This is a genomic window from Nocardiopsis sediminis (assembly GCF_042650565.1).
GTDB classification, from domain to species: domain Bacteria; phylum Actinomycetota; class Actinomycetes; order Streptosporangiales; family Streptosporangiaceae; genus Nocardiopsis_B; species Nocardiopsis_B sediminis.
This window is the reverse complement of the sequence record NZ_JBHSBH010000008.1, coordinates 331635-344465: the sequence shown is the minus strand read 5'-3', so window position 1 is coordinate 344465 and position 12831 is coordinate 331635. Positions and strand designations below refer to the sequence as shown.

Genomic DNA, 12831 nt, shown 5'->3' with positions numbered 1-12831 from the left:
CATCGCGGGGCATATTCTGGTACGGGCGCTACCAAACCGCACTCCACCGAAAAGAGGACGACCACCGATGCCCGAACCGGCGCAGCAGATACGCGACTGGCTCGCCACCTATGGCTCGCCCACCGCATCGGTGGCCCGGCTGCTCTGCGACCGCCACCCCGCCGACGCCGTCGCGGTCACCGAGATCGGCCCCGATCTGCTGCCGCGCGACCTCACCTACGGCGAACTCGCCGAGCGCTCCACCCGGGTGGCCGCCGGGATGGCGGGGCTGGGCATCGGCGCCGGCGACCACGTCGCCACCCTGCTGGGCAAGGGCATCGACCTCGCCGTCACCGCCATGGCCATCTGGCGCCTGGGCGCGGTGCACGTCCCCCTGTTCACCGCCTTCGCGCCCTCGGCCATCGCCCACCGCCTGCTGCACCCGGCCGCCCGCCTGATCGTCTGCGACGACGACCAGCGCCCCAAGCTGGAGCCCGGCCGCGACATGCCCGCCGAGCCGCTCTGGCACATCGCCACCACCGGCGCGGCCCCGCTGCACGAGGGCGACCACACCCTCGCATCGCTGGCCGCCTCCGGCCCGGACGAGCGGCCGGCGGCCGCCGTCGGCGGCGACGCCCCCTTCGTCCTGCTGCACACCTCGGGCACCGCCGGACCGCCCAAGGGAGTCCCCGTTCCCGTGCGCGCGCTGGCCGCCCTGCACTCCTACCACCGCTACGGCCTCGACGTCCGCGACGACGACGTCTACTGGAACACCGCCGACCCCGGCTGGGCCTACGGCCTCTACCACGGCCTGATCTCCCCGCTGCTGGCCGGGCAGCGCACCCTCCAGCTGCGCGCCGGGTTCGACCCCGAACTCACAGTCGACGTGCTCGCCACCTACGGCGTCACCAACCTCGCCGCCTCCCCCACCGTCTTCCGGTCGCTGCGCGCCACCGTGAAGACGCTGCCGCCCGAGATCGCGGTCCGCCGCCTCTCCAGCGCCGGGGAGCCGCTGGGCGCCGACGTCGTCGACTGGGCCACCGACCGCTTCGGCGTGCCGGTGCGCGACCACTACGGCCAGAGCGAGCTGGGCATGTGCGTGGGCCACCACAACCACGACTCCGTCGCCACCGACCTGCGCCCGGCGTCGCTGGGGACCGCCCTGCCCGGCTGGTCGGTGACCGTCCTGGACCAGGTCGCCGACCACGAGGCCCCGCCCGGCGGGTTCGGCCGCGTGGCCGTGGACGTCAAGGGCAGCCCGGCCATGTGGTTCACGGGCTACCTCGCCAGCCCGGCCGCCACCGCCGCCCGCTTCACCCCCGACGGCCACTGGTTCCTCACCGGCGACACCGGCAGCCGCGACCGCGACGGCTACCTCTACTTCTCCTCACGCGACGACGACGCCATCCTGATGTCGGGGTACCGGATCGGCCCCTTCGACGTCGAGTCCGCGCTGCTGGAGCACCCCGCGGTCGCCGAGACCGCGGTCTACGGGGTCCCCGACGACCTGCGCGGCCAGGTGGTCGCCGCCACGGTGGTGCTCAACGACGGCTGGCGGGGCGACGACGCCCTCGCCGACGACCTGCGCGACATCGTGCGCACCCGCTTCTCGGCCCACGCCTACCCCCGCCGGATCACCTTCGCCGAGCAGCTGCCCAAGACCCCCTCGGGCAAGATCCGCCGCTCCCGGCTGCGTTCCCCGCGCTAGCTCATTCGCGGGGGATCGCGGCGTCGATGAGTTCGTCGATCCGCGCCGCCAGCTCGAAGTCGGCGAGCGTGACCCCGCCGGCGACGTGCGTGGTCTGGTGGAAGGTGACCTTGGTGTAGCGGATGTCGATGTCGGGGTGGTGGTCGGCCTCCTCGGCGGCGTAGGCGACCGCGGTGACCAGGTGGACACCGCCCATGAAGTCGGGCAGCTCCACGGTCTTGCGGATCTCGGCGCGCTCGCGGTCCCATTCCCAGCCGTCCAGCCGTTCCAGGCCCTCGGTGATCTGCTGTTCGTCGAGCAACGTCATGGTGGCCTCCCTCGCCCCCTCGGTACCCGTGGCCGTCTCCTAGGGTGGCTACCCCGCATCGGCGGGACTACCGTCCGGCCGCCGTCACCCCTCGTGTGCCCCGGCGCGCCAGCGCGCGAACCCGCCCTCGGTGTTGATCACCTGGCCGTTGAATCCTCCCCCTCATGAACAAGGGGGATTCCTGGCTCAGGCCGCCTCCGGGAGCGGCGCTCCCGGAGGTCTTACGCCCTCGGCACCAGCCGGGGTGAGACCAGCCCGGAGGAGCATCACGCGGGCGGAGTTCCTGTCCCGGGGGGACACGGATCCGCACGCGGTGCACGTGTAGGTGCGTTCCGACAGCGGCAGTGCGTGCTTGGCTCTCGCTCCGCACTGTCCGCAGTCCATCGTCGTGTGGGCCGGGTGCACCAGGTACACGGCCCGGCCGTGCTTGCGGCCCATCTCCACCAGCGCCCGCTTGGTGGCGCCGATCGCCGCATCGGCCGCCTTGCGGGCCATAGTGGTCCTGGCGAGGAACTTCGGGCGGAAGTCCTCCACCGCAAGGGCGTCGTGGTCTCGGACCACGCGCTTGGCCCACTTGCGGGCCGTGTCCTGACGCCGCCGGGCGATCTTCGCGTAGGTCCTGGCCCGCCGCTTCTTCGCCTTGCGGTAGCCCCGCGAAACGGCCCGCCCCTTCGCGGGCTTGCGGCGGGCCATCATCCGGTCGTAGCGGGACAGCTTGGCCTGGGCCTTCGCGCCGTGCCGGGCGTGGGGGAGGTCGTGGGCGCCGGAGGTGGTGGTCGCGGTCTCCCTCACGCCCCAGTCGATGCCGATCACCCGGCCGGTGGCGGGCAGCGGGTGGATCTCAGCGGGGACGACGAAGCTCGCGTACCAGTGGCCGATGCCGTCCTGGTAGACGCGCACCGAGGAGGGGCCGGCGGGCAGGTCGCGCGACCACACCACTCTCAGCACGATCCCGCCCGCCAAGTGCAGGTAGCCGTCGATGAGGCGGAACCCGCGCCGGGTGTAGTTCAGGCTCGCCGACGCCTCGCGCTTCTTCTTGTACCGGGGCATCCCCGCCCGGCGGTGCATCGGCAACCGTTCCCGGATGTCCTTGAGCGCCTTGGCCTTCGACTTCCCGAAGTCGCGGATGATCTGCTGCTGCGGTACCGAGGAACCCTCACGCAGCCACGGCGCCACTCTCCGGGCCTGGGTGAGCATCCTGTCGAGCTGGGCCGGGCCGCACGTCTGCTTGTCCGCGCCGTCGGGCCGGTAGGTGTTCCAGGCATGGACCTGCTGGGATTTGGCCACGCACTCATTCCAGGTCCACCGGCACCGGTCCCACTCGGCGAGAAGGGCCGTGCGGGCAGTGGAAGACACGCGCAGCCGGAACGTCCACCGGGCATACCCGGCGTCCTCGGTCCCCTCCGGCGTCGACATGCGGTGATGCTAGCACCACGATGAGTGAGAATGCTCCGGCTTTCGGCTGCCCGGCCGCCTCCGTGACTGGACGCGCCCACGCACCGTCCGAGCGGCTGTCTTCTGGCTCCGCGCCGGTGTACACGTTCGAGGTCGGCCTCCACGCCGCCAGGGTGGACACCGGATCGCCCGGGCGATCCGGCCCACCTCTGGCCCCGCTACGCGGGAAGCCGGATTCCTCCCCAGCCTGAAGACCGGGGCATCCTCCCGTTACTTGGTGAAGGTCGGGGTGGTGGCCCGCGACGATGGGGTCCCGGGGATCGCTCATGGGCCCAGCATCGCGATGCGGGCCCCCGCCGTCACACCGTTTTCCGCCGCCCCCTCCGGGAGCGCATCAGGCCTGGTTGCTGGGCTCGGCCGGGAAGTCGGTGTACTCGTCCTCGTCGAGCTCGATGGTGGGGATGTCGCTGGACGGCTCGATGCTGGGCGAGGACGACGGGTCGTTGGTGGGGCTGGAGCCGTCCGACGGCGAAGGCGAGGGCGACGCCGACTCCGGCGAGGGGGACGGCGAGGGCGACGGGCTGGGCGGCGGCACCGGCGGCGGGCTCGCCTGCTGGTTCAGCCCCGACAGCCACATGAACAGCATCATCAGGATCGCGATGAACAACGCCAGCACCAGCAGCAGCGCCACGACCACCCGCCACGTGGGGCCGGTCTCGGTCGAGCCCGCGGCACCGCCCCCGCGGCCGGCCCACGACCAGCGGGCCGTGGCGGGGGGCTGGGATCCCGTGGCCCAGTAGGGGGCATAGGAGGGTCCTCCGGTGGCGGCTGCGGCGCCGACGCCCACCGGCGCCAGGAACGCGCCCGCCCGGTCCCCGCCGCCGCTCACGGCCACCCAGGAGGCGGTCGAGCCGCTGGTGTTGGACGCCAGCACCTTGGGCGACCCCGACACGCCGACGCCCTTGTGCACGGCCGCGATGAACCGGTCGCGCGCGGCGGGGTCGGCCGCCGCGCCGGCGCTGAGCATCGCGACGCTCACGGGGCGCCCGCGGGAGTCGCGCGCGCTGTACACCACACCTTCGGGCGTGGTGCTGACCCGGTCGCCGAGCCTGAAGGCCCCGAGCTGACGTGGGTCGGCGTCCTCTAGCGGCACTCTCGCCCTCCTCTTGCCCCTGTGCCACGGCCACCGATCGGTCCCGCATTGACCGGTCGCATACGGTTCGAACGGGTAGCATCACCGATGCGTGACCAACGTACCCGGCGGCGGCACCGTGGGGGCGGCACCGTTCGGTGAAAGGGTGGACTCATGCCGGAAAACGACTCCGCGCCCGGAGGCGACGACGGCCGCGAGCATCGGGCCGCCGCGCCCGGTGGCGCGGGCGAGCCCACGCGCCTCCTGCGCGCCGCCATGCAGGAGGTCTCCACCGTCATCGTGGGCCAGGACCAGATGGTCGAGCGCACGATGGTGGCGCTGATCGCCCGCGGGCACTGCCTGCTCGAGGGCGTGCCGGGGATCGCCAAGACCCTCGCCGTCTCGACCCTGGCCAAGGTCACCGGCGGGTCGTTCGCCCGGGTGCAGTTCACACCCGACCTCGTGCCCTCCGACATCGTGGGCACGCGCATCTACCACCCCTCCACCGAGCAGTTCGACGTCGAGCTGGGCCCGGTGTTCGCCAACTTCGTCCTGGCCGACGAGATCAACCGGGCGCCGGCCAAGGTCCAGTCCTCGCTGCTGGAGGTCATGGCCGAGAAGCAGGTGTCGCTGGGCGGCACCACCTACCGGCTGCCCGACCCCTTCGTGGTGATCGCCACCCAGAACCCGGTGGAGTCCGAGGGCGTCTACCCGCTGCCCGAGGCCCAGCGCGACCGGTTCCTGATGAAGGTCGTGGTGCCGCACCCGCGCGCGCACGAGGAGATGGAGATCCTGCGGCGGATGAGCGCCACGCCGCCCGAGGCCCACCAGATCCTCGACCCGGTGACGCTGCGCGAGCTCCAGCACGACGCCGAGCGCGTGCACGTGCACCAGCTCATCGCCGACTACGTGGTGCGGCTGGTCATGGCCACCCGCGAGCCCGAGAACTACGGCGTGCCCGAGCTGCGCCGGGTGCTGGAGGTCGGGGCGAGCCCGCGTGCGACGCTGGGCCTGGTGGCCGCATCGCGGGCGCTCGCGCTGATCCGGGGTCGCGACTACGTGCTGCCCGAGGACGTGCGCGTGCTGGCGCGCGATGTGATGGCCCACCGGCTGGTGCTGTCCTTCGACGCGCTGGCCGACGGCGTCACCACCACCCAGATCGTCGACCGGGTCCTGGCCGCCGTCCCTCCGCCCCGGGTGATCTGGGACGATCCCGCCAGCGGCGAGCAGACCGCGATGGCCGCCAGGTAGCCCGCGATGCGCACGCCGGCCTCGCGCGGACTCGACCCGCGCCTGCACTCCGCCCTGCACCACCTCGACCTGCGCGTGGTGCGCCGCCTGGAGGGGCTGCTGCACGGCGAGCACCTGGGCCTGCGCCTGGGCCCGGGCAGCGAGCCCGCCGAGGCCCGGCTCTACCAGGCCGGCGAGGACGACGTCCGGCTGATGGACTGGGCGGTGACCGCGCGCACCACCCACCCGCACGTGCGCGACCTGGTGGCCGACCGCGAGCTGGAGAGCTGGACCCTGCTGGACCTGTCGGCGAGCATGGACTTCGGCACCGGCCGGCAGGAGAAGCGCGACATCGCCATCGGCGCGCTGGCGGCCGTGAACGTCCTCACCCAGCGGGTCGGCGACCGCTTCGGCGCGCACTTCCTGCACCGGGGCCGTATCCGCAGGTGGCCGGCGCGCTCGGGCAAGGCGGCGCTGCTGTCGCTGCTGGCCACGGTGGCGGCGGCGCCGCGCACCGATCCCGGCGGCGGCGAGGGGGCCACGCTCGCCGACGCCCTGGACGACCTGGCGCGTACCCGCGCGCGGCGGGGCCTGCGGGTGGTGATCTCCGACTTCCTGGACACGCCGCCGGGCGCGTCGGCCGCCGAGCCGGCGCCGTGGGAGCGGCCCCTGCGCAGCCTCACGACCCGCCACCAGGTGATCGCGATCGAGGTCATCGACCCCCGTGAGCTCGATCTCCCCGACATAGGATTGGTCACGATGCAGGACCCGGAGTCCGGGCGGGTGCGCGAGGTCGCGCTCACGCCCCGGGTGCGCAACGACTACCGGCAGGCCGCCCTGGCGCAGCGATCCGCCGTCCAGGCGGGGCTGCGCCGGTGCGGTGTCCCGCACCTCGTACTGCGCACCGACCGGGACTGGATCGTGGACATGGCCCGGTTCGTGGTCGAGCAGCGGCGCACGGCCCACCGGCTCGCCCGGCACACACCGGCGGTCCCGCGCTGACCCGCCACGCCCGCCCCGGCGCGGGCACCCCACCGACCCACAGCCCCCTGCACGACCCACGCGGAAAGGACCACGGGTGAGCTTCCTGTCCCTTGGCTGGCTGTGGCTGCTGCTGCCCTTCGCCGCCCTCGTCGCCGCCTACGTCCTGCTGCAATACCGCCGCAAGGACTACACGCTGCGGTTCACCAATCTGGCGCTGCTGGACCATGTGGCGCCGCGCCGGCCCGAGTGGCGCCGCCACGTGCCCGCCTCGCTGTTCTGCCTGATGCTGGTGGTGCTGATCGCCGCCATGGCGCGGCCGGCGATGCCGGTGGAGGTGCCGCGTGAGCGCGCCACGATCATCATCGCCATGGACGTGTCGCCGTCGATGGCCGCCACCGATGTGGCGCCCGACCGGCTGAGCGCCGCCAAGGAGTCGGCGCAGGGGTTCGTGGAGTCCCTTCCCGACCGGTTCAATGTGGGGCTGGTCGCATTCTCCTCGGCGGCGAGCGTGGTGTCCTCCCCCACCCAGGACCACCGCGCCGTGGTCGACTCCATCGAGAACCTCCAGATGTCGCCGGGCACGGCGATCGGCGAGGGCGTGTTCACCTCGCTCCAGTCGATCACCTCCTTCGACGAGGAGGCGGGCGAGAACCCGCCGCCCTCGGCGGTGGTGCTGCTGTCGGACGGGGAGAACACCAGCGGGCGGCCCATCACGGCGGCCAGCCGCGAGGCGGGCGACACCGAGGTCCCGGTGTCGACGATCGCCTTCGGCACCGGTGCGGCGATCATCGAGATCAACGGCGAGCCGGTCGAGGCCGACATCGACAAGGAGGCGCTGGAGCGGCTGGCCGACGGCACCGGCGGGCACTTCTACGAGGCGGAGTCCGAGGGCGAGCTGAGCGACGTCTACGCCGACATCGGCTCCTCGCTGGGCAGCGAGACCGTCGACCAGGAGATCGTCCACTGGTTCGTGCTGGCGGCCCTGGTGCTGGGCACGGCCACCGCCGTGACCTCGCTGGCCTGGTTCCAGCGGCTGCCCTGACCTGTTCCGGCCAGGTTTGTAGGCTTCTACAGACCGCTGCTCCGCGCCGACCGGCGCGGCGCGGCGGTTTTTCCTTCCCCGCAGGGCATAGCGTAAACCTGGACGACTCGGTCGCGTCGGCCCGCACAGGGCCGCCGACGGCGCGGCGGATGGCCCCCGATGCCGCATTTCCGCTGTTCGCCCGGTACCGTGTCGCTGTTTGCCCTGTTGACGGGAGTTGGAAAAATGACCATGCCGGATATCTCCGCCGCGCCCGCGGCGATCTTCTTCGACCTCGACGACACCCTCCTGGACGACCAGGCGGCGAGCACCGCCGGGCTGCACGCGCTCATGGACCTGCTGGGCCACCCCGACTTCCCGGCGGCCCGCCGCCTCTGGGACGTGCAGACCGACCTCTCCTTCGGCGCCTACATCGCCGGGCGCCTGACCCTGACCGAGCAGCGCCGCGAGCGCGTGCGGGCCCTGGCCACCCAGGCGGGGCACTCCACGGTCGCCGACGAGCACTGCGACGACCTCTACCAGCGCTACCTGGCCGCGCACCGCAGCGCCTGGCGGACGTTCGACGACGTCGTCCCCGCGCTCAACGCGATCGCGACGGCCGGGATCCGGTTGGGGGTCATCACCAACGGCATCGAGGCGCTCCAGCACGAGAAGCTGGCCACGCTCGACATCATCCAGCACTTCCCGGTGGTGGTGTGCGCCGACAGCGCGGGCGCCGGCAAGCCCGACGCCCGGATCTTCCACATCGCCTGCCAGCGCCTGGGCGTGGCCCCCCAGCACGCCTGGCACGTGGGCGACCAGCTGCGGGCCGACGCGCTGGGGGCCCTCGCCGGCGGGCTGCGCCCCATCCTGATCGACCGGCACGGCGTCAACGCCGGCCAGACCGAACTCCCCACCATCACCGGGCTGGAGCAGCTGCTGCGCCTGGCCGGCGTCCCCGCCACCTCCGGGATACTCTGACCCCGCCGCAGCCCCATCCGGCGGATCCTCGTTGCCCCACCCGGCGCCCCTGCCTCCGGCCCGGTGCGAGGACGGCCCGCTACCGCGGGCACGTGCGGACCCGGCCGTCACCCACCCGGAACGACGGCCCCGGGCACCGCACCCCAACCGGAGGCGGCGCGCCCCGCGCCACCGCGGGCGCGCCCCGCGCTCCACGGCCGCACGGTCCCCGGACCCCCTCGCGCTCGGCGCCGACCCCATCGGCGGCGACCGGCCGCGGGCCCTGGCCCCCGCCCACAGGCCTTCCCGGTGACCGCCCCCGCGCCCCGGCGGCCGGCAGTGCCCGAGCGTTCACGCATCCCCCACGGCCTGCCCCACCTGTGCCCCCTTCTCCCCGTTGTGCCCTGGTACGCGTCGCCCCGGTGGTCGGGAACGCCGCGCGCGGCGGGAGACTGGGTCCATGGACCAGGACTTCGACCCCACGGCACACGGCCCTCAGGCCACACCCCCGCACGGCGGCGGGAAGGACGCCCCCCGCACCGGGCGCCGGGTGACGGCCCACGTGGTGCGCCTCGCGCCCGACGGCCGTACCCCCCTCGTGCCCGCCGACGGCGCGCTGGCGGGCCGCCGGGTGCTGTTCGGCGGCGATCCGGACGAGGCCGCCCGCGCCGCGGCCGGGCTGCCCGCCGACGCGCAGGTGAGCGCCTGGGACGTCCGCACCGACATCGCCACCGTGGCCGGCGGCGAGGGCCCGGTGGAGCTGCACATCGACCGGGTGTTCTACACCGAGGGCACGCCCGGCCCTGCTCCGCGGGCGCCGGGCGCCGCGGGCCTGCCCTGCCGCCCCGGGCCCGCCGAGCTGCTCGCCGAGGAGCCGGAGCGGGCCGCACCGTCGCTGCGGCGGTTCGCGTCCTACGGGGTGGTCACCGACCCGGCGGGCCGGCTGCTGCTGGCCAGGATCGCCGAGGGGTTCCCCGGTGCGGGCACCTGGCACCTGCCCGGGGGCGGCGTGGACCACGGCGAGGACGCCCGAGCGGCGCTGCGCCGGGAGATCTTCGAGGAGACCGGCCAGGACGGCGGTGTGGGCGGGGTGGTCGGCATCGCCCACCACGCCCGTCCCGGCCAGATGGGTCCGGAGGGCAGACCCGCCGACATCTACGCGGTGTGGGTCTTCTTCCACGCCCACATCGCCCATCCGCGCCCACTGCGGGTGACCGAGACGGCGGGGTCCACGGCCGACTGCGCCTGGTTCACCTCTGAGGAGCTGCCGGGCATCCGCCTGTCGCTGACCGCCCGGCGGGCGCTGGACGCCCTGGGGTCCGGGACCCCGGCCTAGGCATAAGAGCCCGGCCCCGTGCCCGCCGCGCCGCCGGGTACGGGGTCAGCCGCGGCGCAGCGCCGCGGCACGGCGCGCCAGCCAGACACCGGCCCCGATGGCGATGACCGCGGCCCCGGAGACCACCGAGGGCAGCGGCAGGCTCAGCGCCAGCACCACGCAGCCCGCCAGCCCGACCACGGGCACCAGCAGCGGGGGGCGGTCCTCCTCGGGGCCCAGGCGCAGTGCGGAGGCGTTGGTGATGGCGTAGTAGGCCAGCACCCCGAAGGCGGAGAAGCCGATGGCGCCGCGCAGGTCGGCGACGAGGACCAGCACGCACACCACGACCGCGACGGCGGTCTCAGCGCGCTGGGGGACCCCGGTGCGCTCGTGGATGCCCGCCAGGTAGCGCGGGAGGTGCCCGTCGGCCGACATCGCCGAAACCGTCCGCGAGACCCCGAGGGTCAGGGAGAGCAGCGCGCCCAGGCTGGCCAGGGCCGCCCCCGCCGCAACGGCCGGGACCAGCTGCGGCCAGCCGGTGGCGACCACGGCGTCGATGAGGGGCGCGCTGCTGTGGGACAGGGTGCGGCGGCCCAGCACCGTCAGCACCGCCACCCCCACCAGGAAGTACACGGCGAAGACCCCGGCGAGGGTGATGGCGATGGCGCGCGGGATGGTGGTGCGGGGATCGCGGACCTCGCCGCCGAGCGTGGCGATGCGGGCGTAGCCGGCGAAGGCGAAGAAGAGCATGCCTGCGGCGCCGAGCAGGCCGAAGAACCCGGGCCAGTGCGAGGAGACCGCCACTTCGGCCGGGTCGGCCTCGCCGCCGCCCAGCGACACCGCCACCACCGCGGCCAGGACGGCGAGGACGCACGCGAGCAGGATCCGGGACAGCCACGCCGACATGCGCACGCCGCGGTGGTTCACGGCCGTGAGCGCCACAACGGCGGCCACGGCGAGGGGCCGCTCCCAGCCGGGGAGCACGTAGGCGCCGAAGGTCAGCGCCATGGCGGCACACGAGGCGGTCTTGCCGACCACGAACGCCCATCCGGCGATGTAGCCCCACAGGTCGCCCAGGCGCTCGCGGCCGTAGACGTAGGTGCCCCCGGACTGCGGGTGGCGGGCCGCCAGCCGCGCCGACGACGTGGCGTTGCAGTAGGCCACCACGGCGGCGATCAGCACGGCGACCGGCATCCAGGCTCCGGCCTCGCCCGCAGCGGGGCCGAACACGACGAAGACACCGGCGCCGATCATGGCGCCGGCGCCGATCGCGACCGCGTCAGCGGTGCCCAGGACGCGGGCCGGTTGCGCCTGCGAACCAGAAGAGGTCGTCATAGTCGCCGAGTCTGCCCCAGCATGATCACGCCCCAGTGAACATCAGCCCGCTGCGACGCGTCCACAACCGGCCGTGGCCGCCGGGGCCCGGAGGATGCGCGGATCGGCCGCGGAGGGTACTCCGCGGCCGGCCGGGCGGCCGGACGCGGGGGCAGGGCGGTCATCCGGCTCCTGTTCGGGGATGGGTCCTCACGGCATCCACGGGGTCGAGGTGTTGTCCGAAATGTCCTCCGACGCCGCGAGCCGCAGCTGGCGGGCGAGGTCGGCCAGCGCCCGGGAGACGGCGAGCTCGTCGCCGATCTCGGGGACGTCGCTGTCGATCGGGTTCTTCTGGGCCATGCCGTGGCCGCGCAGGCTGGTTCCGTCGTCGGCGTCGAGCCCGACCTCGGCCATCGTCCGCGAGCGGTCGCCTTCGGTCTCCTCGGAGACCAGGATGTCGACGTTCCAGCGTTTCGTGGTGTGCATCGAGCCCACCTCCAGCGATGGTGTCGTCCGGACGGGCACCGGAAGGCGGCTTCCGGCCGGAGTCTCCAGATGCGGGGTCCCGCGTCCATGGCGCCACGCCCTGGTGCACGGGCCGTGGCCGGGCCGCCGGGCCGGGCGGCGGGGGCGCCGGACCGCGTCCGAGGCGGGCGTGCGGCCTGGTGGCGTCCGTATCCACCGCTCCCCTCCCATCTTCCCCAGAGGGCGAGATGCATGCAACGCGGGGCCGGTGAAATGCGGATATGTCCGTTTCCCCGCCGGGGCGCCGGTCCGCGGCCTTGACCTCGAGTCCGCTTGATGTTCCAGAGTGCTCCCTATGAGCGACACGAGCGAATCGAGCGCCGGCACGGGCGCACGCGAGGCGGAGATCGACGCGATCAGGCAGGTGATCGCCGCGGTCGAGCACGCCCAGAACAGCGAGCTCCCCGATGAGTTCCTCCGCCTGTTCCGCACCGACGCGGTCTGGACGACGGGCGGCGGCAAGCGCCTCTTCGGCCTCGACGCGATCGCGGCCTTCACCCACCAGGCGCTTCCCGGCTCGATGCAGGACACCTCGGTGACGTTCGAGCTGGAGTACGTGCTGTTCATCCGCCCCGACGTCGCCGCCGTCAAGGTGCGCCAGTTCTACCGGACCCCGGACGGGCCGGATGTGGGCACTCCGTTGTGGGTCATGGCCAAGGAGGACGGGCGCTGGCTGCTCACCGCCTGCCAGAACACCGGCGCCCCCGACGACGAACTCGGCGAGGGCGCGAACGGCAGGCCCGTCTTCGCCCCGGCCGGGTGAATCCGGAACCCGTCCCCTGCGGTTCGGTGGGACACGGCGGATCTTCGGCACCCCAGCGGGGCCCTAACCGATCCCCGCGCCCAGGGCGCGGCCGCCGTCCAGGGCGTGGGTCTGTCCGGTGACCCAGGCGGCCTCGTCGGAGGCGAGGTAGGCGATGGCGGCGGCGACGTCCTCAGGGGTGCCCAGGCGGCCCGCGGG

13 protein-coding genes are annotated in these 12831 nt (G+C 73.8%); 7 read left to right on the top strand and 6 right to left on the bottom strand.

Features of this window, described 5'->3' with window-relative positions; all coding sequences use genetic code 11:
* Positions 1 to 67 precede the first annotated feature (67 nt).
* On the top strand, positions 68 to 1687 hold the full coding sequence (locus ACFOVU_RS13315; RefSeq protein WP_378533370.1) for an AMP-binding protein: 1620 nt from the start codon (positions 68 to 70) through the stop codon (positions 1685 to 1687).
* A 1-nt stretch (position 1688) separates the two neighbouring features.
* Here the strand turns inward: ACFOVU_RS13315 and ACFOVU_RS13310 are convergent, their stop codons facing one another.
* The 3 genes from ACFOVU_RS13310 to ACFOVU_RS13300 all read right to left on the bottom strand — a co-directional run bounded on the left by ACFOVU_RS13310 (position 1689) and on the right by ACFOVU_RS13300 (position 4542).
* Entirely contained in the window at positions 1689 to 1994 is a 306-nt protein-coding gene (locus ACFOVU_RS13310; protein WP_378533369.1) for a 4a-hydroxytetrahydrobiopterin dehydratase, read from the bottom strand.
* 186 nt (positions 1995 to 2180) lie between these two features.
* Positions 2181 to 3410, bottom strand: coding sequence for an RNA-guided endonuclease InsQ/TnpB family protein (locus ACFOVU_RS13305; protein WP_378533367.1), 1230 nt, complete (start codon positions 3408 to 3410; stop codon positions 2181 to 2183).
* Between the two features lie 373 nt (positions 3411 to 3783).
* Entirely contained in the window at positions 3784 to 4542 is a 759-nt protein-coding gene (locus tag ACFOVU_RS13300; RefSeq protein WP_378533365.1) for a hypothetical protein, read from the bottom strand.
* A 153-nt stretch (positions 4543 to 4695) separates the two neighbouring features.
* Between ACFOVU_RS13300 and ACFOVU_RS13295 the strand changes: the two genes are divergently transcribed.
* The 5 genes from ACFOVU_RS13295 (at position 4696) to ACFOVU_RS13275 (ending at position 10052) form a co-directional block, all read left to right on the top strand.
* Positions 4696 to 5772: an AAA family ATPase gene (locus ACFOVU_RS13295; protein WP_378533363.1), complete on the top strand. Its 1077-nt coding sequence runs from the start codon at positions 4696 to 4698 to the stop codon at positions 5770 to 5772.
* Between the two features lie 6 nt (positions 5773 to 5778).
* Complete coding sequence (locus tag ACFOVU_RS13290) at positions 5779 to 6753, top strand: DUF58 domain-containing protein (RefSeq protein ID WP_378533361.1); 975 nt, start codon at positions 5779 to 5781, stop codon at positions 6751 to 6753.
* 76 nt (positions 6754 to 6829) lie between these two features.
* The gene (locus ACFOVU_RS13285) at positions 6830 to 7777 is read left to right on the top strand and encodes a VWA domain-containing protein (protein WP_378533359.1); all 948 of its coding nucleotides are present in this window, start codon (positions 6830 to 6832) and stop codon (positions 7775 to 7777) included.
* A gap of 231 nt (positions 7778 to 8008) precedes the next feature.
* Entirely contained in the window at positions 8009 to 8737 is a 729-nt protein-coding gene (locus ACFOVU_RS13280) for an HAD family hydrolase (protein ID WP_378533569.1), read from the top strand.
* 439 nt (positions 8738 to 9176) lie between these two features.
* The gene (locus tag ACFOVU_RS13275) at positions 9177 to 10052 is read left to right on the top strand and encodes an NUDIX hydrolase (protein ID WP_378533357.1); all 876 of its coding nucleotides are present in this window, start codon (positions 9177 to 9179) and stop codon (positions 10050 to 10052) included.
* 45 nt (positions 10053 to 10097) lie between these two features.
* Here the strand turns inward: ACFOVU_RS13275 and ACFOVU_RS13270 are convergent, their stop codons facing one another.
* Both ACFOVU_RS13270 and ACFOVU_RS13265 read right to left on the bottom strand, forming a co-directional pair.
* A complete protein-coding gene (locus tag ACFOVU_RS13270; RefSeq protein WP_378533355.1) occupies positions 10098 to 11366 on the bottom strand; it encodes an APC family permease in 1269 nt (422 codons plus the stop codon).
* A gap of 189 nt (positions 11367 to 11555) precedes the next feature.
* Positions 11556 to 11831 carry a DUF1876 domain-containing protein gene (locus ACFOVU_RS13265; RefSeq protein WP_378533353.1) on the bottom strand — a complete coding sequence of 92 codons (276 nt, stop codon included), beginning with the start codon at positions 11829 to 11831 and terminating at the stop codon, positions 11556 to 11558.
* Between the two features lie 334 nt (positions 11832 to 12165).
* Between ACFOVU_RS13265 and ACFOVU_RS13260 the strand changes: the two genes are divergently transcribed.
* A complete protein-coding gene (locus ACFOVU_RS13260) occupies positions 12166 to 12633 on the top strand; it encodes an SgcJ/EcaC family oxidoreductase (protein ID WP_378533351.1) in 468 nt (155 codons plus the stop codon).
* A gap of 63 nt (positions 12634 to 12696) precedes the next feature.
* Here the strand turns inward: ACFOVU_RS13260 and ACFOVU_RS13255 are convergent.
* Positions 12697 to 12831: SDR family oxidoreductase (locus ACFOVU_RS13255; protein ID WP_378533567.1), on the bottom strand; the 135-nt coding region annotated here is incomplete at its 5' end.